Origin of the sequence: Nonomuraea sp. NPDC050556 (genome assembly GCF_044457355.1) — a bacterium.
GTDB lineage: Bacteria > Actinomycetota > Actinomycetes > Streptosporangiales > Streptosporangiaceae > Nonomuraea.
The window spans coordinates 1821821-1845942 of the sequence record NZ_JBITGU010000002.1 but is presented as its reverse complement, the minus strand read 5'-3'; the positions used below and the strand labels follow the sequence as shown (position 1 = coordinate 1845942).

General features: G+C 68.9%; 25 protein-coding genes. 12 read left to right on the top strand and 13 right to left on the bottom strand.

Annotation, left to right across the window (positions count from 1 at the left end):
• Positions 1 to 14 precede the first annotated feature (14 nt).
• From ACIBG8_RS26790 to ACIBG8_RS26765, 6 genes are all read left to right on the top strand, one after another.
• Complete coding sequence (locus ACIBG8_RS26790; protein WP_397345688.1) at positions 15 to 1652, top strand: ABC-F family ATP-binding cassette domain-containing protein; 1638 nt, start codon at positions 15 to 17, stop codon at positions 1650 to 1652.
• A 182-nt stretch (positions 1653 to 1834) separates the two neighbouring features.
• Entirely contained in the window at positions 1835 to 3598 is a 1764-nt protein-coding gene (locus tag ACIBG8_RS26785; protein WP_397345687.1) for an ABC transporter substrate-binding protein, read from the top strand.
• Positions 3598 to 4629, top strand: coding sequence for an ABC transporter permease (locus tag ACIBG8_RS26780; protein ID WP_397345686.1), 1032 nt, complete (start codon positions 3598 to 3600; stop codon positions 4627 to 4629). Before ACIBG8_RS26785 ends, ACIBG8_RS26780 begins: the two co-directional genes overlap by 1 nt.
• The gene (locus ACIBG8_RS26775; protein ID WP_397345685.1) at positions 4626 to 5513 is read left to right on the top strand and encodes an ABC transporter permease; all 888 of its coding nucleotides are present in this window, start codon (positions 4626 to 4628) and stop codon (positions 5511 to 5513) included. The genes ACIBG8_RS26780 and ACIBG8_RS26775 overlap by 4 nt, the downstream gene beginning before the upstream one ends.
• Positions 5510 to 6490, top strand: a complete 981-nt coding sequence (locus ACIBG8_RS26770) for an ABC transporter ATP-binding protein (protein ID WP_397345684.1) — start codon at positions 5510 to 5512, stop codon at positions 6488 to 6490. Before ACIBG8_RS26775 ends, ACIBG8_RS26770 begins: the two co-directional genes overlap by 4 nt.
• Positions 6487 to 7473, top strand: coding sequence for an ABC transporter ATP-binding protein (locus tag ACIBG8_RS26765; RefSeq protein ID WP_397345683.1), 987 nt, complete (start codon positions 6487 to 6489; stop codon positions 7471 to 7473). Before ACIBG8_RS26770 ends, ACIBG8_RS26765 begins: the two co-directional genes overlap by 4 nt.
• 82 nt (positions 7474 to 7555) lie before the next feature.
• On the opposite strand, the gene ACIBG8_RS26760 is transcribed toward ACIBG8_RS26765, so the two are convergent.
• The 5 genes from ACIBG8_RS26760 to ACIBG8_RS26740 all read right to left on the bottom strand — a co-directional run bounded on the left by ACIBG8_RS26760 (position 7556) and on the right by ACIBG8_RS26740 (position 11931).
• A complete protein-coding gene (locus ACIBG8_RS26760; protein WP_397345682.1) occupies positions 7556 to 8278 on the bottom strand; it encodes an amino acid ABC transporter ATP-binding protein in 723 nt (240 codons plus the stop codon).
• Complete coding sequence (locus ACIBG8_RS26755) at positions 8275 to 8961, bottom strand: amino acid ABC transporter permease (protein WP_397345681.1); 687 nt, start codon at positions 8959 to 8961, stop codon at positions 8275 to 8277. The genes ACIBG8_RS26760 and ACIBG8_RS26755 overlap by 4 nt, the downstream gene beginning before the upstream one ends.
• Positions 8958 to 9773, bottom strand: a complete 816-nt coding sequence (locus ACIBG8_RS26750) for an ABC transporter substrate-binding protein (protein ID WP_397345680.1) — start codon at positions 9771 to 9773, stop codon at positions 8958 to 8960. The genes ACIBG8_RS26755 and ACIBG8_RS26750 overlap by 4 nt, the downstream gene beginning before the upstream one ends.
• 80 nt (positions 9774 to 9853) lie before the next feature.
• Entirely contained in the window at positions 9854 to 10669 is an 816-nt protein-coding gene (locus ACIBG8_RS26745; RefSeq protein WP_397345679.1) for an NmrA family NAD(P)-binding protein, read from the bottom strand.
• Positions 10670 to 10731: 62 nt separating this feature from the next.
• The gene (locus ACIBG8_RS26740) at positions 10732 to 11931 is read right to left on the bottom strand and encodes an FAD-dependent monooxygenase (RefSeq protein ID WP_397345678.1); all 1200 of its coding nucleotides are present in this window, start codon (positions 11929 to 11931) and stop codon (positions 10732 to 10734) included.
• A 73-nt stretch (positions 11932 to 12004) separates the two neighbouring features.
• Here ACIBG8_RS26740 and ACIBG8_RS26735 point away from each other — a divergent pair, with 73 nt between their 5' ends.
• Positions 12005 to 12565 (top strand): TetR/AcrR family transcriptional regulator, encoded by a 561-nt coding sequence (locus ACIBG8_RS26735; RefSeq protein WP_397345677.1) that lies wholly within the window; start codon positions 12005 to 12007, stop codon positions 12563 to 12565.
• 4 nt (positions 12566 to 12569) lie between these two features.
• Here the strand turns inward: ACIBG8_RS26735 and ACIBG8_RS26730 are convergent, their stop codons facing one another.
• Genes ACIBG8_RS26730 through ACIBG8_RS26720 form a run of 3 tightly spaced genes read right to left on the bottom strand, consistent with a single transcriptional unit; the run spans position 12570 to position 14172 of the window.
• The gene (locus ACIBG8_RS26730) at positions 12570 to 13211 is read right to left on the bottom strand and encodes a maleylpyruvate isomerase N-terminal domain-containing protein (RefSeq protein ID WP_397345676.1); all 642 of its coding nucleotides are present in this window, start codon (positions 13209 to 13211) and stop codon (positions 12570 to 12572) included.
• 20 nt (positions 13212 to 13231) lie between these two features.
• Positions 13232 to 13546 carry a DMT family transporter gene (locus ACIBG8_RS26725; protein WP_397345675.1) on the bottom strand — a complete coding sequence of 105 codons (315 nt, stop codon included), beginning with the start codon at positions 13544 to 13546 and terminating at the stop codon, positions 13232 to 13234.
• On the bottom strand, positions 13543 to 14172 hold the full coding sequence (locus ACIBG8_RS26720; RefSeq protein WP_397345674.1) for an FMN-dependent NADH-azoreductase: 630 nt from the start codon (positions 14170 to 14172) through the stop codon (positions 13543 to 13545). Before ACIBG8_RS26720 ends, ACIBG8_RS26725 begins: the two co-directional genes overlap by 4 nt.
• A gap of 87 nt (positions 14173 to 14259) precedes the next feature.
• On the opposite strand from ACIBG8_RS26720, the gene ACIBG8_RS26715 reads away from it, so the two are divergent.
• Positions 14260 to 14802 (top strand): TetR/AcrR family transcriptional regulator, encoded by a 543-nt coding sequence (locus ACIBG8_RS26715; RefSeq protein ID WP_397345673.1) that lies wholly within the window; start codon positions 14260 to 14262, stop codon positions 14800 to 14802.
• Here the strand turns inward: ACIBG8_RS26715 and ACIBG8_RS26710 are convergent.
• The 4 genes from ACIBG8_RS26710 to ACIBG8_RS26695 all read right to left on the bottom strand — a co-directional run bounded on the left by ACIBG8_RS26710 (position 14792) and on the right by ACIBG8_RS26695 (position 18242).
• A complete protein-coding gene (locus ACIBG8_RS26710; RefSeq protein WP_397345672.1) occupies positions 14792 to 15727 on the bottom strand; it encodes a ribose-phosphate diphosphokinase in 936 nt (311 codons plus the stop codon). The genes ACIBG8_RS26715 and ACIBG8_RS26710 overlap by 11 nt on opposite strands.
• 20 nt (positions 15728 to 15747) lie before the next feature.
• Complete coding sequence (locus ACIBG8_RS26705; protein ID WP_397345671.1) at positions 15748 to 16389, bottom strand: phosphotransferase; 642 nt, start codon at positions 16387 to 16389, stop codon at positions 15748 to 15750.
• Positions 16386 to 17120, bottom strand: coding sequence for a nucleotidyltransferase domain-containing protein (locus tag ACIBG8_RS26700; protein ID WP_397345670.1), 735 nt, complete (start codon positions 17118 to 17120; stop codon positions 16386 to 16388). Before ACIBG8_RS26700 ends, ACIBG8_RS26705 begins: the two co-directional genes overlap by 4 nt.
• Before the next feature lie 177 nt (positions 17121 to 17297).
• A complete protein-coding gene (locus tag ACIBG8_RS26695; RefSeq protein WP_397345669.1) occupies positions 17298 to 18242 on the bottom strand; it encodes a GlxA family transcriptional regulator in 945 nt (314 codons plus the stop codon).
• A 65-nt stretch (positions 18243 to 18307) separates the two neighbouring features.
• On the opposite strand from ACIBG8_RS26695, the gene ACIBG8_RS26690 reads away from it, so the two are divergent.
• From ACIBG8_RS26690 to ACIBG8_RS26680, 3 genes are read left to right on the top strand one after another with little or no spacing between them, the layout of a single operon-like run.
• Positions 18308 to 18898, top strand: coding sequence for an MBL fold metallo-hydrolase (locus tag ACIBG8_RS26690; RefSeq protein ID WP_397345668.1), 591 nt, complete (start codon positions 18308 to 18310; stop codon positions 18896 to 18898).
• A 9-nt stretch (positions 18899 to 18907) separates the two neighbouring features.
• Positions 18908 to 19720 carry a PIG-L family deacetylase gene (locus tag ACIBG8_RS26685; protein WP_397345667.1) on the top strand — a complete coding sequence of 271 codons (813 nt, stop codon included), beginning with the start codon at positions 18908 to 18910 and terminating at the stop codon, positions 19718 to 19720.
• Entirely contained in the window at positions 19721 to 20008 is a 288-nt protein-coding gene (locus ACIBG8_RS26680; protein WP_397345666.1) for a hypothetical protein, read from the top strand.
• On the opposite strand, the gene ACIBG8_RS26675 is transcribed toward ACIBG8_RS26680, so the two are convergent.
• A complete protein-coding gene (locus ACIBG8_RS26675) occupies positions 19995 to 20462 on the bottom strand; it encodes an Lrp/AsnC family transcriptional regulator (protein ID WP_397345665.1) in 468 nt (155 codons plus the stop codon). The two genes, ACIBG8_RS26680 and ACIBG8_RS26675, sit on opposite strands and share 14 nt — an antisense overlap.
• A gap of 122 nt (positions 20463 to 20584) precedes the next feature.
• On the opposite strand from ACIBG8_RS26675, the gene ACIBG8_RS26670 reads away from it, so the two are divergent.
• Complete coding sequence (locus tag ACIBG8_RS26670; RefSeq protein ID WP_397345663.1) at positions 20585 to 23947, top strand: indolepyruvate ferredoxin oxidoreductase family protein; 3363 nt, start codon at positions 20585 to 20587, stop codon at positions 23945 to 23947.
• Positions 23948 to 24122 lie beyond the last annotated feature (175 nt).

Sequence of the window (24122 nt, the reverse complement as noted above, 5' to 3'; positions counted from 1 at the left end):
GGGATGATGGTCGTATGAGCGCAACGATGATCGCAAAAGGGTTGGCCGCCGGTCACGGGGACAAGGTGCTGTTCTCCGGGCTCGACCTCGTCGTGGCACCTGGCGACGTCATCGGCCTCGTCGGCGTCAACGGCGCGGGCAAGTCGACGCTGCTGCGCATGCTCGCCGGGCTCGACGCGCCAGAGGAGGGCGCGATCACGCTGAACCCGTCGTCGGCGGTCGTCGGCCACCTGCCCCAGGAGCCGGAGCGGCGCCAGGGCGAGAGCGTGCGCGACTTCCTGGCCAGGCGCACCGGCGTGGCCCAGGCCCAGGCCGACCTCGACGCCTCGACGCAGGCGCTGGTCGAGGAGGTCAAGGGCGCTGACGACGCCTACAGCCTGGCGCTGGAGCGCTGGCTGGCGCTCGGCGCTGCCGACCTGACCGAGCGGGCCGCCGAGACGGCCGCCGAGCTGGGGCTGGCCGTCGACCTCGACCAGCCGATGACCTCGCTGTCCGGCGGGCAGGCGGCGCGGGCCGGTCTTGCGTCGCTGCTGCTCAGCCGCTACGACCTGTTCCTGCTGGACGAGCCGACCAACGACCTCGACCTGGACGGGCTCGACCGCCTGGAGCGGTTCGTCGTCGGGCTCAAGGCGGGCACGGTCCTGGTCAGCCACGACCGCGAGTTCCTGGCCCGTACGGTGACCAAGGTCCTGGAGCTCGACCTCGCCCAGCAGCAGGTCAGCCTGTTCGGCGGCGGCTACCAGGCCTACCTCGACGAGCGCGAGGTGGCCCGCAGGCACGCCCGCGAGCAGTACGAGGAGTACGCCGAGACCCGCGCCGGGCTGGAGGCGCGGGCCCGCACGCAGCGCGCCTGGATGGAGAAGGGCGTCAAGAACGCCCGGCGCAAGATGCCCGACAACGACAAGATCGGGCGCAACGCCCGCATCGAGACCACGGAGAAGCAGGCCGCCAAGGCCAAGCAGACCGAGAAGATGATCGACCGGCTCGACGCCGTCGAGGAGCCGCGCAAGGAGTGGGAGCTGCGCATGGAGATCGCCGCTGCTCCGCGCGCCGGAGCGGTGGTGGCGACGGTCAGGAACGCGGTGGTCAGGCGGGGCGGCTTCACCCTCGGCCCGGTCGACCTGGAGATCGGCTGGGCGGAGCGGGTGGCCATCACCGGGGCCAACGGGTCGGGCAAGACCACCCTGCTCGGCGCGATGCTCGGCCGGGTGCCGCTCGACGAGGGCAACGCCGCGCTGGGTCCGGGCGTCGTGGTGGGCGAGGTCGACCAGGCGCGCGGGCTCTTCCTCGGCGAGGAGACGCTGTTCGACGCCTTCAGGGCGGAGACACCCGACCTGTCGCCCGCTGACGTCAGGACGCTGCTGGCGAAGTTCGGGCTCAAGGCCGACCACGTGACACGCGGGGCTGCGACCCTCTCGCCCGGCGAGCGCACCCGGGCGGCCCTGGCGTTGCTGCAGGCCAGAGGCGTGAACCTGCTCGTGCTCGACGAGCCGACCAACCACCTCGACCTGGCGGCCATCGAGCAGCTTGAGTCGGCGCTGGCCAATTATCCGGGCACGCTGCTGCTCGTGACCCACGATCGGCGGATGCTGGAAGCCGTGCAGGTAGATCGCCGATTGGTGGTGTCGGACGGCCAAGTGGGTGAAAATTAACACCGCTCAAGGAAACGAGAGTGAAACAATTTTCCGCCACTCGTTGACACACGGTGTCCGTATGGTGTGCCTTTCTCTTAGCCAGAGCTCGGCCAAAGGCCGAACAACAGGACCCCCCGCCTGAAGGTGAGGCACTCATGAAAAAATGGCTCGGGCGCTTGGCGGCGCTGAGCGTAGCTCTTATGTTGACCGCCCCAGCGCAGGCCGCCCTCGCCCAGGAACCTGCGGCGGGGAAGAAGATCGTCCGCATGGGCGCGATCCAGGCTGTCGACTCGCTCAACCCGTTCCTGGCCGTGCGGCTCATCGCCGGTCAGATCCAGCGGTGGACGTACATGTTCCTCACCGTCCCCGACCACAAGACCCTCGCGCCCAGCCCCGACCTGGCCGAGTCGTGGACGACCTCGCCCGACGGCCTCACCTGGACCTTCAAGATCCGTGACGCCAAGTGGTCCGACGGCCAGCCCGTCACGGCGGACGACGCCGCGTGGACGTTCAACACGATCATGACGAACGACGCCGCCAAGGAGGGCAACGGCCCGGCGGTGGAGAACTTCGAATCGGTCACCGCGTCCGACCCGCGCACGCTGGTCATCAAGCTGAAGGCGCCGCAGGCGTCGATGCTCGACAACCCGGTGCCGATCGTGCCCAAGCACATCTGGGAGAAGCAGGACGTCGGCAAGTACGAGGCCACCGACCTGCCCGCGACCGACGGCCCGTTCATCCCGTCGGAGTACAAGAAGGACGCCTACCTCAAGCTGAAGGCGAACCCGAACTACTGGCAGGGCAAGCCGAAGATCGACGAGATCCAGGTCATCTCCTACGAGAACCCGGAAGCCGCGATCGCCGCGCTCAAGAAGGGTGAGATCGACTGGATCGGCCGCCTCCAGGCGCCGCAGTTCAACGCCACCAAGGGTGACCCGAACATCGTCCAGTGGAACACCCAGGGCCGTCGCGCCGCCTACCTGCAGATCAACCACGGCGCCACGACCGGCGACGACAAGCCGGTCGGCGACGGGCACCCGGCGCTGAAGGACCCGAAGGTCCGCACCGCGATCCACTACGCCATCGACAAGCAGAAGCTCGTCGACGACGTCCAGGGCGGCCTGGCCGTACCCGCCAACGGGTCGATCATCCCGCCGATGTACAAGGACTTCTTCTGGGAGGCCACCGGCGACGAGAAGGTCAGCTTCGACCTCGCCAAGGCCAACAAGATCCTCGACGACGCCGGGTACAAGAAGGGCGCCGACGGCGTCCGCACGATGCCCGACGGCAAGCAGAAGCTCGAGATGCGCTTCAGCATCCACACCGACGAGCCCGTCGAGGACAAGATCGCCCAGTACCTGACCGGGTGGTTCAAGGAAATCGGCATCACGCTGACGACCAAGAAGCTCGACTCCAGCAAGTTCACCGAGGAGACCGGGTCCACGGCGCTGTTCGACATCGCGATCAGCGGCTGGTCGGTCAACCCAGACCCCGAAGAGGTTCTCGCCACGCACCTGTGCAGCCGCAGGCCCACGGCCAGCGGTGAGGGCGGCGGCACCGAGTCGTTCTACTGCGACCCGGCCTACGAGAAGCTCTACACCGACCAGCAGAAGGAGCTCGACCGCGCCAAGCGGATCGACTTCATCAAGCAGATGCAGCAGCGCCTCTACACCGACGCGCCGGTCATCGCGATGTACTACCCGAACAACCTCGAGGCGTACCGCAAGGACCGCATCACCAGCGTCACCTCGATGCCCGAGGACAAGGGCCTGCTGTACGGCGGCAGCGGCTACTGGCCCGTCTACACCATGGACGCCGTGGTCACCGGTGGCGGCAGCGCCTCCGGCGGCGGCTCCTCCAACACCGGCCTGATCATCGGCATCGTTGCCGCGGTGGTCGTGGTCGGCGGCGGCGGGTTCTTCCTGGCCAGGCGACGCAAGACGGTCGCAGACGAGCGCGAGTAATGGCGATTCAGCTCGACACCGAGCCCGCCGCCTTCGAGGCGGCGGGCTCCGGCGGGACCCTTCGTTACGCGCTGAACAAGCTGGGCGGGGCGGTGCTCAGCATCGTCATGGTGATCGTGGCGACGTTCTGGGTGTTCCGCCTCATCCCCGGCGACCCGGTCATCGCCTACTACCGCGATGTCCCGCTCAGCCCCGACCAGATCGCCCTGCTGCGCCACAAGATGGGGCTCGACCAGCCGGTCTTCCAGCAGTTCCTCGACTTCGTCGGCAGGACGCTCAGGTTCGACCTGGGCACCTCCTACGAGTACAAGCGCCCGGTGATCGACCTCATCGCCGAGCGGGCGGGGCCGACCATCCTGCTGACCGGCGTCGGCCTGATCCTCGCGGTCGGCCTGGGCCTGTGGCAGGGCACCCGCGCGGCCTGGAAGCACGGCGGCCGGTTCGACCGCTACTCCACCGGCATCTCGCTGGTGTTGTGGTCGGTGCCGACGTTCTGGCTCGGCCTGCTGCTGCTCATGGTGTTCGCCGCGGGCATCGGCCCGATCCCCGGCATGTTCCCGACGCGCGGCATGGACAGCGTGGACGCGCCCGACGGGTTCGCCTACATCCTCGACGTGGCGCACCACATGGTGTTGCCGTGCCTGACGCTGGTGGCCGTGGTCTACGCGCAGTATCTGCTGGTCATGCGGTCGTCCCTGCTCGACGAGATCGGCCAGGACTACGTGACGACCGCGCGGGCCAAGGGCCTCAAGGACGACCAGGTACGGCGGCGCCACGCGGTGCCCAACGCGCTTCTCCCCACGGTCACGCTGGTCTTCATCCACATCGGCTTCGTGGTCGGCGGCGCGGTCTCGGTCGAGACCGTGTACTCGTGGCCGGGCTTGGGCCTGCTGTTCTACGAGGCGATCAAGGGGCCTGACTTCGCCGTGCTGCAGGGCGCCTTCATGGTGGTCTGCGTCGCGGTCATCATCATGAACGCCCTGGCCGACGTGGCCTACCACTTCCTTGACCCGAGGGTGAGGTCGGCATGACGTCGATCGCCTGGACCAGGCGGCGGACGGCGTTCGCACGTTTCTGGCAGGAGTACCGCAGGCACCGCGCCGGGGTCGTCGGCGCGCTGATCCTCCTGGTGGCCGTGGTGATCGCGCTGGTCACCCCGTTCGTGGTCGACGCGTCGATCATGGACGTCACCAAGGCGGTCACCTCCGACCAGTTCCACCCGCCGAGCGCCACGTACCCGCTCGGCACCGACGAGTCCGGCCGGTCGATCCTGTCGATGGTCATGTGGGGATCGCGCATCTCGCTGCTCGTCGGGTTCCTGTCGGCGCTGCTCAGCATGGTGATCGGCACCGTGGTCGGCATCGCGGCAGGGCACTTCCGCGGCTGGGCGTCCGCGGTGCTCATGCGGATCACCGACTGGTTCCTCGTGCTGCCCTCGCTCGTGCTGGCCCTGGTGCTCTCCTCCATCCTGGGCGGCAGCACGATGACGATCGTCGTGGCGATCGGGGTCACCTCGTGGGCGTCGACGGCCCGGCTGATCAGGTCGCAGACGCTGGCCGTGGAGGCCCGGCCGTACATCGAGCGGTCCAAGGCGCTCGGCGCGGGCCACTGGCACGTGATGACCAAGCACATCCTGCCGAACGTCGCGCCGCTGGTGCTGGCCAACACCACCCTCGCGGTGGCCAGCGCCATCGTCACCGAGTCGACGCTGGCCTTCCTCGGCGCGTCCTCAGGCTCCGTCTCGTGGGGCAGCCTGCTGCGCGGCTCGTACGACTGGGGGGCGGTCAACCAGGGCGCCTGGTGGTACATCCTGACCCCCGGCCTGTGCATCGTCGCCGTCGTGCTCGCCTTCACGCTGTGCGGCAGGGCGCTCGAGGTCGTGCTCAACCCACGTCTGCGGGGGGTCACCCGATGAACATTCTCGAGCTCGACGGTCTCTCGGTGACCTACAAGATCGCCGCAGGCGACGTGCCCGCCGTACGCGGGGTGTCGCTGACGCTCGCGGCCGGGCAGGCGCTCGGGGTCGCCGGCGAGTCGGGGTCCGGCAAGTCGACGCTGGCCATGGCGCTGCTGCGGCTCCTGCCGCGCGACGCCCGCGTCGACGGCCGGATCCTGCTCGGCGGCGAGGACGTCCTCGCCATGAAGTGGGGACGGCTGCGCGCGGTGCGCTGGGCCGAGGCCTCGATCGTCTTCCAGGGCGCGCAGCACGGACTCAACCCCGTGCGCAGGATCGGCGAGCAGATCGCCGAGCCCCTGCTCGTGCACAACCTGGCGAAACCAGCGCAGGCCTCCGCGCGCGTCGCCGAGCTGCTCGGCCAGGTCGGGCTGCCCGCCTGGCGGGCGCGCAGCTACCCGCACGAGCTGTCCGGCGGGCAGCGGCAGCGGGTGATGATCGCGATGGCGCTCGCCTGCGAGCCCCAGCTGATCATCGCCGACGAGCCCACTACCGCGCTCGACGTGATGGTCCAGGCGCAGGTGCTCACGCTGATCAAGCAGCTGATCGCCGAGCACGGGATCAGCCTGCTGATGATCTCGCACGACCTGTCCGTGCTGGCCGACATGTGCGACAGGCTCGCGGTCATGTACGCGGGGCGGCTGGTCGAGGTGGGGCCCTCGCACGAGGTGTTCCACGACGCCAAGCACCCCTACAGCCGGGCGCTGGCGGCCGCGTTCCCGACCGTGGGTGACCCGGTCTCGCGCCTGGCGCCCAAGGGGCTCGGCGGCGACCCGCCCGACCCGATGGACCTGCCGGGCGGATGCTCGTTCCACCCGCGCTGCCCGGTGGCGATCGACGGCTGTTCCACCACCGAGGTCTCGCTCTGGCCCGCTGGTGAGGGGCATACCGCTGCCTGCGTGCACGTCCGTGTTTCGGTGAAGGAGGCGACCCAGTGACCGTCGTGGAGACCGCGCGCGAGACGCTGCTGGAGGCGCGTGACCTGCACGTGGAGTTCACCTCGCGGGGCAGGAAGGCCCGCGCGGTCGACGGGGTGAACCTGGCGATCGGGCAGGGCGAGATCGTCGCGCTGGTGGGCGAGTCGGGGTGCGGGAAGACCACGCTGGCGCGCACGCTGCTCGGCCTGGAGCGGCCCACGTCCGGCCAGGTCCTGTACGGCGGAGCCCCGCTCAGCTACGCCGGGAAGGCGCTGAAGGCGTACCGGCGGGAGGTGCAGCTCGTGCTGCAGGACCCGACGGGGTCGCTCAACCCCAGGCACACCGTGTACGAGGCGGTGGCCGAGGGGCCGCGCATCCACGGGCTGGCGGACGAGGAGAAGATCGTCGCCCAGGCGCTGGCCCAGGCGGGGTTGCGGCCGCCGGAGCGGTTCTTCATGCGGTATCCGCACGAGCTGTCCGGGGGGCAGCGGCAGCGGGTGGTGATCGCGGGGGCTCTGGCGCTGGAGCCGCGGCTGCTGGTGGCGGACGAGCCTGTGGCTTCGCTGGACGCGTCGGTGCGGGGGGAGATCCTGGCACTGATGTTGCGGCTGCGGGACGAGCTGGGGTTGTCGGCGCTGGTGGTGACGCATGACCTGGGGTTGGCGTGGAACATCGCCGACCGGGTGGCGGTGATGTACTTGGGCCGCATCGTGGAGTCCGGCCCTGTGGAGCAGATCCTCACGGCGCCGCAGCACCCGTACACCCAGGCATTGCTGTCCGTGTTGCCCGAGTCGCCGGAGCGCGTGGTGCTGTCCGGCGAGCCCCCGGACCCGACGCGCATCCCTGGGGGTTGCCGGTTCCACGCCCGCTGCCAGGTGCTGGCCTCGGGGCTGGCGGCCGAGGCCGGGGTGGACGGCAAGTGCAGAGGAGAGCTCCTGCCGGTCCTGCCGTCCACGGCCGACCCCCAGGTCGCCTGCCACTACGCCACCCCTCTGCCGGGGTGATCCGTCGCTCAGGCTGACCCTCCTCAGTGGTTGCCCTCCTTTTTGAGAACAGGCCCGCCCGTGGGGGCGGGCCGACCGTTCTTCAAAGGACGTCGGAGAGGAACTGGCGGAGCCGCGGGCTTTCCGGCGCCTCGAAGAGCCGCTCGGGAGGGCCCGCCTCCACGGAAACGCCCTGGTCGAGGAAGACCACCTGGTCAGCTGCCGAGCGGGCGAAGCCCATCTCGTGGGTCACCACGACCATCGTCATGCCCTCGCCGGACAGGTCGGCCATCAAGCCGAGGACGCCCTTCACCAGCTCAGGGTCCAACGCCGACGTGGCCTCGTCGAAGAGCATCAGCTTGGGCTCCATCGCCAGCGCCCTGGCGATCGCGACCCGCTGCTGCTGCCCACCGGACAGCCTGCCCGGCCGTACGGACGCCTTGCCCGACAGACCCACGAGGTCGAGCTGGCGCAGCGCGACCTGCTCCGCCTCTTCCGCCGAGAGCTTCCTGATCTTGCGTAGCGGCAGCACGAGGTTGCGCAGCACGGTCATGTGCGGGAACAGGTTGAACTGCTGGAACACCATCCCGATCTCCCGCCGCACCAGATCGGGATCCCGGGCGAGGAGGTCGACACCGTCCAGCTGGATGGAACCGCCCGACGGCTCCAGCAGCCGGTTGATCGTGCGGAGGAACGACGACTTGCCCGACCCGGAAGGCCCGATGACGCATGCCGTCCGGCCGCTGGGCAGCTCCAGGTCCACCCCGTTCAACACCGGGTTCCCGCCCAGCGACAGCCGTACGTCCTTGGTGATCAGAGTGCTCATCGCAACCGCCGGTCGATGTGGTTCACCAGGTGGGTCAGCGGCACGGTCAGCGCCAGGTAGAACAGCCCCGCCAGCACCAGCGCCGACTCGTTGCCGGTGTTGGCCGCCGCGTCCTGGCCGATCCTGAACAGCTCGCGCTGGCTGGCCAGGAGGCCGAGGAAGTACACCAGCGACGACTCCTTGATCAGCGAGATGAACTGGTTGACCAGGGCGGGCAGCACCCGCCGCACCCCCTGCGGGATGATCACCAGCCGCATGGCCGCGCCGTACCGGAAACCGAGCGCGCGCGAGGCCTCGAACTGGCCCGCCTCCACGCTCTGGATCCCCGACCTGAAGATCTCCCCGATGTAGGCGGCCGCGATGAGCGACAGCGCGAGGATCCCCAGCGGGTACGGGTTGGGACCCCAGACCTGCATGCCCAGCGGCGCCAGCCCGACCCCGATGAGCAGGATCGTCACCACGGCGGGCAGCCCGCGGAACACGTCGGTGTAGACGCGGGCCGGCCACCGCAGCCACCGGTGCCTGGAGATCCCCGCCACCGCCAGCAGCATGCCGAGCACGGTGCCGATCAGGCCGGAGACCAGCGAGAGCAGCAGCGTGTTCGGCAACCCGACGAGGAACAGGTCAGGCAGGGCCGCCAGCATCGACTCGCCGTCGAAGAAGGTGTCCCAGAGGTTGTTCACCGGCCGCTGCCCGGCGTGAAACCGTCGGGGATCGGGCGGCCCGGGTAGTACTGGTCCTGCAGCTTCTTCCAGGTGCCGTCCTTGATGACCTCGTCCAGGCCCTTGTTGAGTACGGCGAGCAGCGCGGGGTTGTCCTTGGCCACGGCGAAGGCGGTCGGCGAGGAGCTGAGCTGCTTCTCCACCACGGTGATCTTGCCGCCGCTGTCGGCGGCGCTCTTCTCACCGATCTCGGCCGGGGCGATCCACGCGTCGGCGGTCTTGGCCTTGAGCTGGTTGACCGCGCCGTTGTAGTCGGGCACGCGCACCGGGTTGAGCCCCTGCTTGGTGGCGTAGTCGTCCTGGACGGTGCCCTGGACGACGACGACCCGCTTGCCGCTCAGGTCGTTGAAGCCCTTCACCGTGGATCCGGCGGGGACGTCGAGGCCGAAGTAGCCGAAGTCGTAGCCGTTGGTGAACTGCACGGTCTGCTTGCGCGCCTCGGTGACGGTGATCGAGGAGCTGCCGACGTCGAACTTCTTGGTCGCCACCTGGGAGAGCAGCGCGGAGAAGTCGGTGCCGACGAACTCGACCTTGAGCCCGGCCTTGGCGGCGACTGCCGTCAGCAGGTCGTTGTCGAAGCCGGTGAACTTGCCGTCCTTGAGGAAGACGTTCGGCGGCGCGTCGGTCAGCGTGCCGGTGCGCAGCACACCCGCCTGGAGCAGCTTGTACGGGTTGTCGGCTGTCTTGGCCGTCTCGCCGCCCCCGCACGCCGCCAGGGCGACCGTGGCGGTCGCGGCGACGGCGAGGCTGGCGAGTGTACGGAAGCGGGGCATGACGGAACTCCTGCGCAAAAAGGATGTGTGTGGGACACATTCCTACACGTCATGCCGCTTTTATGCAATTCCGATAGGGTTTAGTGGAATGAGGAGGCGTTCTCGGCGGCCCACTGCGCGAAGCTGCGCGCCGGGCGTCCGGTGATGTCCTCGACGGTCGAGGTGACCGTGTAACCGATCTCCGGGGTGTTGCCGAGCGCCTGGAGGAGGAACCCGATCGTCTCCTCGCCCATTCCGTCGTTCTTCCACTTCTCCACGGCCTGCTCGGGGGTGAGCTCCACGAACTCGATCTCCCTGCCGATCGCCCCGGCGAGGACGGCGACCTTCTCCGCCGTGGTCAGCGCCTCGGGCCCGGTCACCGTGTAGTCCTTGCCGCCGTGCCCGCTCTGGGTGAGGACCGTCGCGATCACCGCGCCGATGTCCCCCTCGTGGACCATGGCGCTCAGCCTGCCGCCGAACGGCTCCCTGATCACGCCCTCGGTCTTGATCGACTGCGCCCACCACATCAGCGTGTTGGACATGAACTCCACCGGGTTCACCAGCGTCCACTCCAGCGTGCTCGCGGCCAGGGCCTGCTCCAGCTCGCCGTCGGCCCGCCCACCGAGTACGGTGACCCGCTTCACGCCCGCCTCGACGGCCAGGTCCACGATCGCCTGGCCGTTCTTCAGCGGGGAGTAGTCGTCACCCGCGAAGTTGATGAGGTGCAGCGCCTCGACCCCGGTGAAGTCGAGGGTGCCGATCTGGGAGAGGTCGCCGGCGACCACGTTCACGCCCTCGGGGAGCGCGGCCTTGGCGGGGTCGCGGGTCAGCGCGCTGACGGAGGCGCCCGCCCGGATGAGCTCGTTCACGATCTGGCGGCCGACGGTACCTGTGGCGCCGGTGACGAGGATCGTCATGTCAGGACTCCTTCATGCTTCGGAACGGAACGATTGGTTCCACTCTAGCAGAACGGAATCATTTATTCCACATAATTCTTGAGCGTGATGGAGTTGGCCGCGACGCGGATCGGGCCGGTGATGCGCTCGATCATCCCGTCCTTGCCGGGCATGTGCGGCATGAGCTTGAGCATCCTGATGGTGAACCAGACCATGAACTTCGACGGGATGACCATGCCCTTGACGTTGGCCGGGCCGAGCTTCTGGTTGGCCTCGACGAACTCCGCCATCTCGCGCTGGTAGGCGTCGAAGGCGATCTCGTGGTCACCGGCGGCCGCTGCCAGCTCGCCGGCCAGCACGTAGGCGCCGACGATCGCCAGGCTGGTGCCCTGGCCCGAGGCGGGGGAGGCGCAGTAGGCGGCGTCGCCGACCAGCGCCACCCGGCCCTTCGACCAGCGGTCCATCTTGATCTGGGTCAGCGAGTCGAAGTAGAAGTCACGCGAGTCGCGCACGGACTCCAGCAGCTTCGGCACCTCCCACCGGACCCCGGCCATCGCGTCGGCCAGCAGCTTCTTCTGCTGCTCGACGTCGCTGTAGTTGTAGTCGAGCGGCTCGGACGCCCACAGGAACAGCGCCTTGGCGCCGCTCGTCTGCTTGGTGCTGTAGACGTTGGCGGTCCTGCCGGGGGCCACGTGCACGGCCTCCTCGCGGTCCAGGCCCAGGTGGTTGGGGACCGAGCAGATCGAGACGTAGTAGCCGAGGTCGTGGGCGAACTGCCTCTCGTCGCCGAAGACGATCCTGCGGGTGTTGGAGTGCGCGCCGTCCGCGCCGATGACCAGGTCGAACTTCCTGGTGAGCCCGCTTTCGAACGTCACCACGCCGTCGTCGGAGATCGTCGCGATCGAGTCGTCGAAGAGGTACTCGACGCTGTCCTTGGTCAGGTCGTAGAAGATCTCGTTGAGGTCGCCGCGCATGATCTCGGCGTCCGCGCCCTCGCGCCCGCCGAACAGGGCCGCGTCCATCGTGGCGACCTTCCTGCCCTTGGCGTCGTAGTGGGTCGCGACGGTCATCTCGGTGCTTCCGGCGAGGACGGCGTCCATGACGCCCATGCGCTCGACGACCTCCAGGGCCGCGCCGCGGATGTCGACCTTGTAGCCGCCCTCGCGGATCGCCGGGGCGCGCTCGACCACGGTCGGGGTGAAGCCGTAGCGGCGCAGCCAGTAGGCCATCGAGGTGCCGGCGATGCTCGCGCCGCTGATCAGGATGTTCGCGTTCTTCGTCATGCCCAGAACTGTACAGACGTCTGAGACAGTTGTCTAGGACTAATTTGTGAGACGATCGTGCTAGCCTCTGAGCATGGGAAATCGGGAAGATCTGCTCGCGGGAGCGAAGCGGTGCCTGGTGGAGAAGGGCTACTCGCGGACGACGGCGCGCGACATCGCCCAGTCGTCGGGCGTGAGCCTCGCGGGCATCGGCTACCACTTCAAGTCGAAGGAAGCGCTGATGAACGAGGCGCTGTTCGACTCCATGAGGGAGTGGGGCGACGAGATGGCGGCCATCCTGACCGCGGAGACGAAGCCTGACGCGTCACCGATCGAGCGCTTCGCGGCCGCGTGGGACCGGCTCGCGGCCGAGCTGGGCAAGGTCAGGCATCTGTGGACCACGCAGTTCGAGCTCATTGGGCAGATCGACCACCTGCCCGAGCTGCACGAGATGCTGGTCATGGGGGTGCGCAACGCGCGTACGGGCCTTGCCGACCTGCTGGAGGGCACCGCGGAGGACCCGGTGCGCGCCCGGTTGGTGGGCGGCTTCTACCAGGCGATGTTGACGGGGTTCCTGAGCCAGTTGCTCATCGACCCGGAGAGCGCGCTCTCCGGGGCGGAGATCGTCGAAGCCGTACGGCTGGCGACGGCGTGATAACTCAGAAGGCACTTATGGTCGCCGGAGCGCGCTCGGCCCTGCTCAGGGCCCTGATCACGGCGGTCGGCCCGTGGCGGTAGACGGCCAGGCGGGCCAGCAGGTCCACGACCGGGTCGACGACGTCGGCGGGGAGCTCGGGGGTCGGCACGCCCACGCTGGCGGCCAGGTCGTCGGAGTGGACGACGATCTCCATCATCCTGGTGAGCAGGAAGTCGTCCAGGGTCAGCGACCAGCCGGCCCAGGGCAGGTGCACGATGCGGTCGGCCGGCTCGGCGGGGAGCGCTGACGCGAGCCCGCCGTACACGGACCGGATGTGGGTGGCGAGGGCGGCCGGGCCTTCCGTGGCCGCGGCCGCGTCGCCCGCGCGCCTGACGCTGATGTTGCTCTCGTGGTCGAGCCCGGCGGTCACCCAGGTCGACCTGGTGTAGTGGTCCAGGAGCTGGATCGGCTCGCCGTCGGCCACGCCGTCCGCGAGGACGCCGTGGACCCTGACCAGCTGGTGGGAGAGGTGGATCGCCAGGCCGCCGACGCTGAACTCGGTCAGCGCGCTCGGCTTCGACCAGGCGGCGGCGACCGCTGGGTCCTGCAGCAATGCCACAGCAGAGGAAGCGGCGACCAGATAGGAGTCCCTGACCTCACCCATATGCGAGCCTTTCTCCTGGTTCAGGTGGTAACCCGGGCCAAGACTATCCCCCCGACAATGAGCGCCAGCGCCGCCATCCGGCCAACGCTGATCGGGTCGTCGTTGAGCCAGATGCCGAGGGCGATCGCGCCCACCGCGCCGATGCCGGTGAAGACGGCGTAAGCCGTACCGACCGGGAGGGTGTTCATCGCGTAGGAGAGCAACCACACGGCGGCGGCCATCAGGACCAGGGAGATCGCGGTCGGGATCGGCTTGGTGAAGTTCTGCGTGGGCTTGATGCTCTGCGACCACGCGACCTCGACCAGTCCGGCAAGGCCGAGAATGAGCCAGTTCATCGGGAGACCTCCTTGAGTGCGGCCTCGCGGGAGGCCTCGTGCTTGTCGCGGAACTCGGCGAGCCTGGGGTCGATCAGCGCGTTGACCAGCTCGGTGTGGATGAAGGTGACGTCCTCGACGGCGAAGTGGCCCTTGAAGAAGTCGCGCAGGTAGCGCTCCTCGTGGTCGACGGGCTCGCGAGGGGTGCCGGGGCCGTAGGCGCCGCCGCGGGCGCCGGTCACGACGAAGGAGCGGCCCTCCAGCGACATCTTCGGGAAGGTGATCTGGTCGATCCACGCCTTGAGCGAGGAGGGGATCGAGAAGTTGTACATCGGGGTGCCGATGAGGATCACGTCGGCGGCGACCACCTCGTCCAGCAGCGGTTCGAGGATCTGCCACGCCTCGCGCTGCTCGGGCGTCCGTACGGCTTCGCCGTACCGGGAGATGTCGGTGATCTCGTGGGCCAGCACGTAGTCGCACAGCTCGGTCCAGGCCTCCCTGATGTGCGGGATCGGGTCGGCCGCCAGGTCGCGGTAGGTGTATCCGCCGTCCGGGTTGGCCGTGCGCCAGGTATGGGCGTAGCGGGCGGACAGCTCGCGGGAGAACGACTTGGTCCTGGCGCTGGCGTCGAGGTGCAGCAGGTTCATTCTTTCCTCCTGACATAAGCGGACGTCGTGTCCACTTGTTGGAGGCTAGCCTATAAGCGGACACGATGTCCATATATGCTTGGGGTCATGGAACGAGCCGACGCAGCACGCAACCGGGCCAGGATTCTGGAGGCCGCCGCCTCGCTGTTCGCATCGAGGCCGCCACAGGACGTGACGATGGACGACATCGCCAAGGCGGCGGGGGTGGGGAGGGGCACGCTGTATCGCCGCTATCCGGACCGGGCGTCGATCGCGGTCGCGCTGCTGGACGAGCACGAGCGGGCGCTGCAGGAGAAGCTGATGCGCGGCGAGCCCCCGCTGGGGCCGGGCGCGCCGCCCGCTGAGCGGCTGGCCGCGTTCTACGCGGCGATGGTGGAGTTGCTGGAGAACCACGCGCACCTGGTGCTGGGCACGGAGGTGGGGCGGTCGCGGTACGAGACGGGGGCGTACGGCTTCTGGCGCCTGCACGTGCGGTCGCTGCTCATCGAGGCCGCCGTCGAGGACCCTGACGTGCTCGTCGACCTCCTGCTGGCGCCCCTGGCCCCCGACCTCTACGTCTACATGCGGCAGGACAGGGGGCTGACGCCCGCGCAGATCACCAATGGGCTGGCCAGGCTGGTCAGGTGGTGAACAGGGAGCTCACCGACTCGCCGTCGTGGATGCGGCGCATGGCCTCGGCCAGCGCGGGGGCGACGGACAGGATGGTCAGCTTGTCGCTCGGCTTCGGCACGGGCACGGTGTTCGTGCAGACGATCTCGACCACCTCGGGGTGGTCGGCGAGGCGGTCGACCGCGCCGTCGGCGAACAGGCCGTGCGTGCACGCGATCCGCACCGACCTGGCGCCGCGCTCCCTGAGCCGCTCCAGCAACTGCACCACGGTCGAGCCCTTGGCGATCTCGTCGTCCAGGATGATGACGTCCTTGCCCGCCACCTCACCGATGATCGTGCTGATCACCACGCGGTCGTCGCTGAAGCGCTGCTTGGCGCCCACCGCGACCTCGGAGCCGAGCAGCCGGGCGAACGCCGCGGCCTCCTTGGCGTTGCCCAGGTCGGGGGAGACGACGACGGAGTTCGACAGGTCGTACTGGCGGAAGTGCGCGGCCAGCTCGCGCAGCGCGTGCAGGTTGTCGACGGGCACGCTGAAGAAGCCGTGCACCTGCGGTGAGTGCAGGGTCATGGTCAGCACGCGGTTGGCGCCCGCAGACACCAGCAGGTCGGCCACGAGCCGCCCGCCGATGGAGATGCGCGGCGCGTCCTTCTTGTCGCTGCGCGCGTAGGCGTAGTGGGGCATCACGACGGTGGTCCTGGCCGCCGAGGCGCCGCGCGCTGCGTCGAGCATGAGCAGCAGCTCGACCAGGTGCTCCTGCACGGGCGGGACGAGCGGCTGGATGAGGAAGACGTCGCGCTCGCGGCAGTTGGCCTGCAGCTGCACTTCGAGGCAGTCGTTGGCGAAGCGGCTCACTCGCACGGGGTGGAGCGGCGTGCCGAGGTGAGCACAGATCTCCTCAGCCAGCTCAGGGTGGGCACTTCCGCTGAAAACCGTGATATCGCGCACGAATCCGCAGGATACCGGGCTCAGGTGAGCTGCCGTAGGTGCGCCCCCGTCCATTCGCGCGCCGCTCTTACCTGGGCGGGGACGCCCGCTTCGATGAGCTTGTCGATCCCGGCCCGCTCTATCCCGTCCGCACAGCGTTCCTGCCACCAAAGGACGGTTTCCAGCAGTTCCGTCCTGCTGGTGATCCCATAGGTGTCCGCGATGAGTCTGACCCGCTCGGCAGTCTTGGCCAGATCTTTGATGTTCGGCCCCAGATCGAGCCACTGCCAGCACAGATGCGCCACATCGTGCACGCGCCGTCCAGGGGCCGCCAGGTCCCAGTCGATGAACCCGTACGGCAGCGCGCCGTCGAACACCGTGTTGGCCGGGGACAGGTCGTTGTGGCAGACCACCTCCTGATCGCCCGCCAGTGGCGTGCCCGCCGTCAGGTCGTGCAGCTCGCGTACCAGCGTCGTCGCCCTGACCAGGCTCGCGTCCGTCACCGGCCCGTGCGTGCCGGGAAGGTACGTGAGCACCTCGCGGCCCTCCTCGTCGAAACCGAGGAACCGCGGCGCGCCGGGCCAGCCTTCGAGGTGGTCCAGCAGCTCGTGGACGAAGGCCATGTCGCCGTAGGGGCTGTCCCACGTCCTGTGGACGGTGTCGCCGACCCTGACGACCTTCACCGGCAGTCTTCCAGGAGGTCCGCGGCGTCTTCGAGGCTTGCCGTACCGCTGAACAGGGCCTGGGCGCGTACGGCGAAGCCGTCGGGAGCGCTCGGCAGGCGCCCTGCGGAGGCCACCATGCCCTTCTCGTTGATCAGCCAGGCCCCGTCGCGCCCGTGCAGGGCGTGGCACATCACGCCCACCGCCTTGAAGAGGCACCCGGCCCGGTACGCGGGGTCGTCGCCCTTGGCGGCGATCCGCAGGCAGAAGTCCGCCTCCCACAACCCCCGCACCAGCGCCTCGCCGAGGGCGGGCGGATACGCGCGGGTCTCCTCGCGCAGCGCCGTCAGCTCGCCCGACGGGTCCTCCAGGATCTTGCAGAACGCCACCTCGCCCGCGTAGGCGTGGGAGTAGAAGCCCAGCGGGTGGCCCGCCTGCACGGCGACCTCGTAGCGCCCCTCCTGGCAGTCGGCCCAGACCCGCTCCACCCGGTCGAGGTCGCGGAAGATCCAGTCGACGCGGGTGCCGTCGACGGTCAGCCAGGCGCCGCCGTTCACCCACGGGCCCCACCCGCCGGGCTCGGTCACCTCGACGCCGTCGCCGGCCAGCTCGCGCAGGGCGTCGGTGTCCAGCGTGCCGCGGTAGTAGATGCCCAGGTCCACGTCGGAGTCCGGCCGGTGGGTGCCGCGCGCCCTGCTGCCGCCCAGGGCCACAGCAACGACACCGGGAACCTCGATCAGCTGCTTCTCCATGACCTTCGAGGGTACGGAATATCGTCCAGGGGTGCGTAGTTAGATACTTCGTGGCCGGTGTGCCCAGTGTCCCCGGGCCTCACCTATTGCCTTCGCGGATTACCGTTCGGCTGGAGCCGCGTTGCGCCTTTCGCCGAGAGGCGACACGCACACCGGACACGACGAAGCGCCCGCCCCTCACGAGGGGGCGGGCGCTTCGCCGTTCCTGTGGAAGGCGCGGCGGTAGTCGCGCGGCGGCACGCCACGGCGCAGGACGAACTGTTCCCGCAGTACGGCTGCGCTGCCGTACCCCACCCGCCTGGCCACCTCCTCGACCGGCAGCTCCGTGGTCTCCAGAAGCTCCTCGGCCAGGTTGAGCCGCTGGGCGAGCAGCCACGCGTGCGGGGTGGCGCCGGTCGCTGCCTTGAAGCGGCGGGCGAACGACCTCGGGCTCATCAGCGCGATCGCGGCCAGTTCCTCGACGGAGATCCGTTCTGCCAGGTTGTCCCTGGCCCAGGCGATCACGCCGGTCAGCCTCGCGTCGTCGCCGTCTCCCGGGACGGGGGCGGTGACGAACTGGCGCTGGCCGCCCTCACGGTGCGGCGGGGTGACGAGGTCGCGGGCTATGGCGTTGGCCGCGGCTGAGCCGTACTCGCGTCTGAGCAGGTGGAGGCAGAGGTCGATGCCCGCTGCGGCGCCGGCGCCGGTGACGATCTGGCCCTGGTCGATGTAGAGGGATTCGGGTTTTACGCGGACCTCGGGGTGGCGTTGGGCGAGTTGGTCGGCGAAGCGCCAGTGGGTGGTGGCTTCGAGGCCGTCGAGGAGGCCCGCGGCCGCGGGGAGGAAGACGCCTATGCAGTGGGCGGCGATCAGCGTGCCGCGGTGGTGGGCCTCCTTCAGGGCGTTTTGTGCTTCTTCTGTGGGGTTCGTGGTGCCTGGCAGGCAGAGGATCAGGTCGGCGGCTTTGAAGGTGTCCAGGCCGTGGTCGATGGGGAGGTTCATGCCGAGGTCGGTGCGTAGGGCGCCCGGGTGATCCGTACAGATCGCGAAATGTCGGTCGGGGCGGTTGAAGATCTCGTTGACGATGCCCAGGGAGAGGGCGGTGACGTTCGGGGGAGCGTAGGCGACCACGCGCATTGGCATGAAACCCACGATAGTTGGCAATCCTGCCACTGTTGGTCTTTGTCGGTCAGGGCCAGGGTTGCCCTATGACCTTCACTCTTGGCCGCTCGGCCGCCTTTCACGTCCTTGCCACCGGTTACACCAGCTCCACCGGGCCCGGTGTGGCCGCCACGATCTCGCTGGTCATCGACGGGGACCTGCGGATCGTTGTGGACCCCGGGATGGTGTCCGACATTTCAGTGATTCACGCCGCGCTTGCCTCGCATGGCCTGGTTGCCGGTGACATCACCGATGTGGTGCTCAGCCATCACCACCCGGACAACATCCTCAACGTGGGGCTCTTCACCTCGGCGCGCATTCACGACCACAAGGCCATCTACTTCGGGCATTCCTGGACGGATAGGGAGGCCGAGGGTTATGCCTTCTCCGACTCGTTGCGGCTGATGGCCACGCCTGGGCACAGCGCTGAGGACATCACGCTGCTGGTGGGTACGGCCGACGGGATCGTCGCGATCGCGGGGGATCTGTGGTGGCGCGCGGACGGGCCGGCGGACGACCCGGTGACCGTGTCCCGGTCGTTGCTGCGGGCCAGCCGGGAGCGGGTGCTTTCCATCGCAGATGTGATCGTTCCCGGACATGGGGCACCATTCGCTCCGACTGTCGGTACCCCGCGCTAGTTTGGCTGTATGGACCGAGAGTTGACGATCATGGCCGTGCACGCCCACCCCGACGACGAGGTGATCAGCACCGGCGGCATCCTGGCGCGCTATGCGGAAGAGGGCATCAGGACGGTCCTCGTGACGTGTACCAACGGCGAGCAGGGCGACGGGCCCGGCGGGGTGAAACCCGGCGAGGAGGGGCATTCCGACGACGAGGTGGCCGAGCGGCGGCTCGCCGAGCTGCGCGAGTCGGTCTCGTTGCTGGGGATCCAGCACATGGAGCTGCTGGGCTACCGCGACTCGGGGATGGACGGGTGGGCGGCCAACAGCGACGCGCACTCGTTCTGCAACGTGCCGATCGAGGAGTCGACGGCTCGGCTGGCCGCGTTGATGGAGAAGTACCAGCCGCAGGTGGTCGTGACCTATGACGAGATCGGCGGGTACGGTCACCCGGACCACATCCAGGCGCACCGGATCACCACGGCGGCGTTTCCCGGGTCTTCGGCGTCGAAGTTCTACCACACGGCCATGCCGCGGGGGCGGATCAAGGAGATGTTCGAGTTCATGAAGTCCACCGGGGTGGACATGGGGGACTTCGAGCTGCCTGAGGACTTCGGGACGCCTGACGAGTTGATCACCGCTTACGTGGACGTGTCGGCGTACGTGGAGAAGAAGATCAAGGCTTTGGAGGCGCACGAGAGTCAGGGGGAGAACATCTTCCTGCTCCAGATGCCGGAGGACGCGCAGCACCGGGCGTTCGCGACGGAGGCCTTCGTACGCAAGGAGTGCCGCATCGACGCGCCCGAGCACGAGGACGACCTCTTCGCGGGCCTGCGCTAGATGGGCGTGGTCCTCGCTCTGCTGGGCTGCTTCAGCCTCGCCCTCGGCGGTTACTCGTTGACGACCGGTAAGGCGGTCCTGGTGTTCGGGCGCGTTGGGTCGCACGAGGTCAACGTGGCGCTCCACGGCTGGTCCCGGGTGATCATCGGCCTGTCCGCGCTGCTCATGGCGGCGGCTCAGAGCAGCGACTCGTCTCTGCTGATGGCGTCCGGTGGCCTGGGGGTCCTCGCGGGGGCGCTGGTGGAGCTCTGGGCCGTCCGTCCGGCTTCGCCGTTCAGCGGTGGGTGAACGTGGAGGTGCCCGGGGCGCTGCGGGTCCAGGAGCCGAGGACCATCAGCGTCTTGGTGCCGGTCACGTTGCCCGCCCGCCGCAGCCCGTCGATGACCTGCTGTAGGTGATCCAGGTCGCGCACCCGCAACTGGATCAACGCATCGGGATCCCCGGCGATCGTGAACACCGCCTGCACCTCGGGCACCCCGGTGGACGTCCGGATGATCTCGCTCACCGGCGTGGCCCCCGCGTACCGCAGCTCCGTGAACGCCTCGATCCCCCACCCCAGCTTCGAGTAGTCGATCTCCGCCGTGAACCCGGTGATCACCCCGACCTCGCGCAGCCGGTCCACCCGCCGCTTCACCGCCGCCACCGACAGCCCGACCTCGGGCGCCATGTCGGAGAACGACCTCCGGCCGTCCTCGCGCAACATCCGCAGGATGTGGTGATCGATGTCGTCGATCTCAGCCATGAGACAACCCTTCACCCACGCAAAGCAAAGCGACAAAACCCAGGATACCTCGCAAACAATTTGCGTCTTTGTCGAGAATTATCGCGCGATGCTTGCGCAGGTGCTGGGCGAATTGCTGTGCTGTGCACCACACCCCACGAACGAAGGCCCAGGAGGCTCGCGTGAGCGTCCATCTCGACGACAAGTACACGGCCCACGAAGGCCGCGTGCTCATCTCGGGCATCCAGGCGCTGGTACGGCTGACGCTCGAACAGCGTCGCCTCGACGAGGAGCGCGGACTCAACACGCGCGTGTTCGTCACCGGCTACCAGGGTTCGCCGCTCGGCGGCGTCGACCTGGAGATGGCTCGTGCCAGGAAGTTCCTCGAACCGGCCGGGGTGGTGTTCCAGGCCGGGCTCAACGAGGAGCTCGCCGCGACCGCCGTCGCCGGAACCCAGCTCCTCGGACAGGCGCCCCGCCGCCGCCACGACGGCGTGACCGGCTTCTGGTACGGCAAGAACCCCGGTCTCGACCGGGCCGCCGACGCGATCAGGCACGCCAACCTGGCGGGTACGGCCGCGCTGGGCGGAGCAGTCGCCTGGATCGGCGACGACCCGGGCAGCAAGTCCTCGACCGTGCCCAGCTCGTGCGAGCCGATGTGCCAGAGCCTGTCGATGCCGCTGCTGGCGCCGGGCTCGGTGGCCGAGATGATCGAGCTCGGGCTGCACGCGGTGGCGATGTCCCGCGCGACCGGCCTCTGGACCGGCCTGAAGATCGTCGCCGACATCGCGGACGCCTCGGCGACCGTCGAGCCCGCGCTGTTCTCGCAGGGGATCCCGGTGCCCTCGCGCGCCGAGCGGCCGCCCGCTCCCGCGCTCGTCGGCCCTGCCTCGCTGGACGCCGAGCACGACATGCTCACCCAGCGGCTCGACGCCGCCCGCGCCTACGCCAGGGCGAACGGCCTCAACCGGATCATGTCCGGCGCTGCCAACACCAAGCTCGGCATCCTGGCGTCGGGCACGTCCTATGCGGTGGTGCTGCGGGCGCTGGCCGACCTGGGGCTCGACGACCTGGACGCGTACGGCGTGCGGCTGATCAGGCTGGCCATGCCGTACCCCCTCGACTATGCCGAGCTGGCCGAGATGACGGGCGACCTGGAGACCGTGCTGGTCGTCGAGGACAAGGTCGCGTTCCTGGAGGGGCATCTCAAGCAGGCGTTGTACGGCGGCGCCCGGGTGCCCGTGGTGCACGGGCGGGACCTGCTGACCGCGCGGGGCACGTTGGGCGCTGAGGACGTTTCGGGCGTGCTGGCCAAGCTGCTCGGTCTTTCTCCGTCGGCTGAGGCTCCGGTTCGCAAGAGTCGTGGGCTGCCCATGCTCGCGACGCGCACCCCGTACTTCTGCTCCGGCTGTCCGCACAACACCTCCACGCGCGCCTCCGACGACACGCTGGTCGGCGTGGGGATCGGCTGCCACGCGATGATCGCGCTGGACGGCGAGGGGCGCGGCAAGCAGCTCGGGCTCACCCAGATGGGTGGCGAGGGCGCGCAGTGGATCGGGCTGGCGCCGTTCACCGATGACCGGCATTTCGTGCAGAACCTGGGCGATGGCACCTTCCATCACTCCGGGTCGCTGGCGGTCCGTGCCGCTGTCGCGGCCGGGGTGACGATGACGTACAAGCTGCTCTACAACGACGCGGTCGCCATGACCGGCGGGCAGCGCGCCGAGGGCAGGATGGACATCCCGACGCTGACCAGGTGGCTGGCGCTGGAGGGGGTGCGCAGGGTCGTGATCACGACGCCGACCCCCTCCGACTACCGCGGGATTTCTCTGGACCCGATCGCTTCTGTCCGGCATCGGGATGACTTCACCGAGGTTGAGGCTGAGCTCGCGGCGCTCGACGGGGTGACCGTTCTCATCCACGACGACCGGTGTGCCGCCGAGGAGCGGCGGCTGCGCAAGCGCGGCAAGCTGCCCACGCCTGCGGAGAAGGTCGTCGTCAACGAGCGGGTCTGCGAGGGATGCGGCGACTGCGGGGACAAGTCCACCTGCCTGTCGGTGCTGCCGGTGGATACCGAGTTCGGGCGCAAGACCCGCATTCACCAGCCTTCGTGCAACTCCGACTTCACCTGCCTCAAGGGCGACTGCCCGTCGTTCCTGCTGGTCACGCCGGGAACTCGGCGGGTCCGCTCGTCGCGGGAGGTGCCCTTCGACCTGCCTGAACCGGTTTCTCGATTTGATTCGGTTTTGGTGCGTATGCCGGGGATCGGCGGCACCGGCGTGGTCACCGTCTCGGCGATCATCCAGATGGCGGCGCACCTCGACGGCCTCTACGCGGCCGGTCTGGAGCAGACCGGGCTCGCGCAGAAGGGCGGCCCCGTCGTCAGTGACGTGCGCATCTCGCGCACACCCGTCGTCGGTGCGCCGAAGGCGTCGCGGGGCACGGCCGACGTGCTGATCGGGTTCGACGTGCTCGGCGCCGGGGCCGACGGGAACCTGGCCGTCGCCTCGCCCACGCGGACGATCGCCGTGGTGAACACCGCGATCGTGCCGACCGCCGCGATGGTGACCGGGCGGGTGACCGTACCGGGGACTCCTGCCGACGCGATCGTGCGCATCGAGTCGGTGACGCGGTCCTCGGAGAACCTGTACCTCGACGCGCAGGCGCTCTCCGAGGAGCTGTTCGACGATCACATGCCGGCCAACATGCTGCTGGTCGGGGCGGCTTTCCAGCACGGGTGCCTGCCGATCAGCGCCGACGCCTTCGAGCAGGCGATCAGGCTCAACGGGGCCTCGGTGGAGAAGAACCTGGCGGCGTTCCGCTGGGGCAGGGCGCTGGCGATCGACCCCACGGTGGCCGCCGCGCCGGTCTCGGTGACGGCCACCTCCTTCGACGAGGTGCTCGCCGTCCGGGTGGCCGACCTGACGGGGTTCCAGAACTCGTCCTATGCGACCCGTTACGCCAACGACGTAAGGCGAGTTCTTGAACTCACGAGCGAATATGGTGATGACATCGCTGTGGCCTACGCCAAGGGGCTGCACAAGCTGATGGCCTACAAGGACGAGTACGAGGTGGCCAGGCTCCACCTCGACCCGGCCGAGCAGGCGCGCAGGGAGGAGGAATACGGGGCAGACGCCACCGTCTCCGTGCTGCTGCACCCGCCGATCCTGCGGGCGATGGGCATGAAGCGCAAAATCCGGCTCCGCCGCTCAGCGGGCGCGGTCTTCCGCACGCTCCGAGCTGCCCGAGCCTTGCGCGGGACCTCGCTCGACGTGTTCGGCTACGCGGAAGTGCGCAAGGTCGAGCGTGCGCTGGTACACGAGTACCGTGCGCTGGTACGCGACGCTCTGAAGCACCTGTCGGTGACCACCGTTTCCGACATCGTGGACATCGCCGCGCTGCCGGACCTGATCCGTGGGTACGAGGACATCAAGCTCGCCAGGGTCGCCGAGTTCCGCGAGGAAGCTCGGACCGCCCTCGAAAAGCTGACCCTCCAAACCCCCTGACCCAAGCCCCCCACCCCGACCACCCCAGGCACCCGCCCACCCCGAGTACCCGGCCACTCCGGGGCGTCCATCGGTCCCCCGAGGGGGCCCTCGCTCCTGGGGGCCTCGTCCGTGGGGTACACCAGCTCTGAGGGGTTCGCGCCTACGCTGTCCTGAACCCCGCCCGCACCGCCAG

Excerpts from the sequence above, each read along its gene's own strand:
- ACIBG8_RS26790 (WP_397345688.1), top strand. The coding sequence starts at position 15 with ATGAGCGCAACGATGATCGCAAAAGGGTTGGCCGCCGGTCACGGGGAC.
- ACIBG8_RS26785 (WP_397345687.1), top strand. The coding sequence starts at position 1,835 with ATGTTGACCGCCCCAGCGCAGGCCGCCCTCGCCCAGGAACCTGCGGCG.
- ACIBG8_RS26780 (WP_397345686.1), top strand. The coding sequence starts at position 3,598 with ATGGCGATTCAGCTCGACACCGAGCCCGCCGCCTTCGAGGCGGCGGGC.
- ACIBG8_RS26775 (WP_397345685.1), top strand. The coding sequence starts at position 4,626 with ATGACGTCGATCGCCTGGACCAGGCGGCGGACGGCGTTCGCACGTTTC.
- ACIBG8_RS26770 (WP_397345684.1), top strand. The coding sequence starts at position 5,510 with ATGAACATTCTCGAGCTCGACGGTCTCTCGGTGACCTACAAGATCGCC.
- ACIBG8_RS26760 (WP_397345682.1), bottom strand. The coding sequence starts at position 8,278 with ATGAGCACTCTGATCACCAAGGACGTACGGCTGTCGCTGGGCGGGAAC.
- ACIBG8_RS26750 (WP_397345680.1), bottom strand. The coding sequence starts at position 9,773 with ATGCCCCGCTTCCGTACACTCGCCAGCCTCGCCGTCGCCGCGACCGCC.
- ACIBG8_RS26745 (WP_397345679.1), bottom strand. The coding sequence starts at position 10,669 with ATGACGATCCTCGTCACCGGCGCCACAGGTACCGTCGGCCGCCAGATC.
- ACIBG8_RS26740 (WP_397345678.1), bottom strand. The coding sequence starts at position 11,931 with ATGACGAAGAACGCGAACATCCTGATCAGCGGCGCGAGCATCGCCGGC.
- ACIBG8_RS26735 (WP_397345677.1), top strand. The coding sequence starts at position 12,005 with ATGGGAAATCGGGAAGATCTGCTCGCGGGAGCGAAGCGGTGCCTGGTG.
- ACIBG8_RS26730 (WP_397345676.1), bottom strand. The coding sequence starts at position 13,211 with ATGGGTGAGGTCAGGGACTCCTATCTGGTCGCCGCTTCCTCTGCTGTG.
- ACIBG8_RS26725 (WP_397345675.1), bottom strand. The coding sequence starts at position 13,546 with ATGAACTGGCTCATTCTCGGCCTTGCCGGACTGGTCGAGGTCGCGTGG.
- ACIBG8_RS26720 (WP_397345674.1), bottom strand. The coding sequence starts at position 14,172 with ATGAACCTGCTGCACCTCGACGCCAGCGCCAGGACCAAGTCGTTCTCC.
- ACIBG8_RS26715 (WP_397345673.1), top strand. The coding sequence starts at position 14,260 with ATGGAACGAGCCGACGCAGCACGCAACCGGGCCAGGATTCTGGAGGCC.
- ACIBG8_RS26700 (WP_397345670.1), bottom strand. The coding sequence starts at position 17,120 with ATGGAGAAGCAGCTGATCGAGGTTCCCGGTGTCGTTGCTGTGGCCCTG.
- ACIBG8_RS26695 (WP_397345669.1), bottom strand. The coding sequence starts at position 18,242 with ATGCCAATGCGCGTGGTCGCCTACGCTCCCCCGAACGTCACCGCCCTC.
- ACIBG8_RS26690 (WP_397345668.1), top strand. The coding sequence starts at position 18,308 with ATGACCTTCACTCTTGGCCGCTCGGCCGCCTTTCACGTCCTTGCCACC.
- ACIBG8_RS26685 (WP_397345667.1), top strand. The coding sequence starts at position 18,908 with ATGGACCGAGAGTTGACGATCATGGCCGTGCACGCCCACCCCGACGAC.
- ACIBG8_RS26680 (WP_397345666.1), top strand. The coding sequence starts at position 19,721 with ATGGGCGTGGTCCTCGCTCTGCTGGGCTGCTTCAGCCTCGCCCTCGGC.
- ACIBG8_RS26675 (WP_397345665.1), bottom strand. The coding sequence starts at position 20,462 with ATGGCTGAGATCGACGACATCGATCACCACATCCTGCGGATGTTGCGC.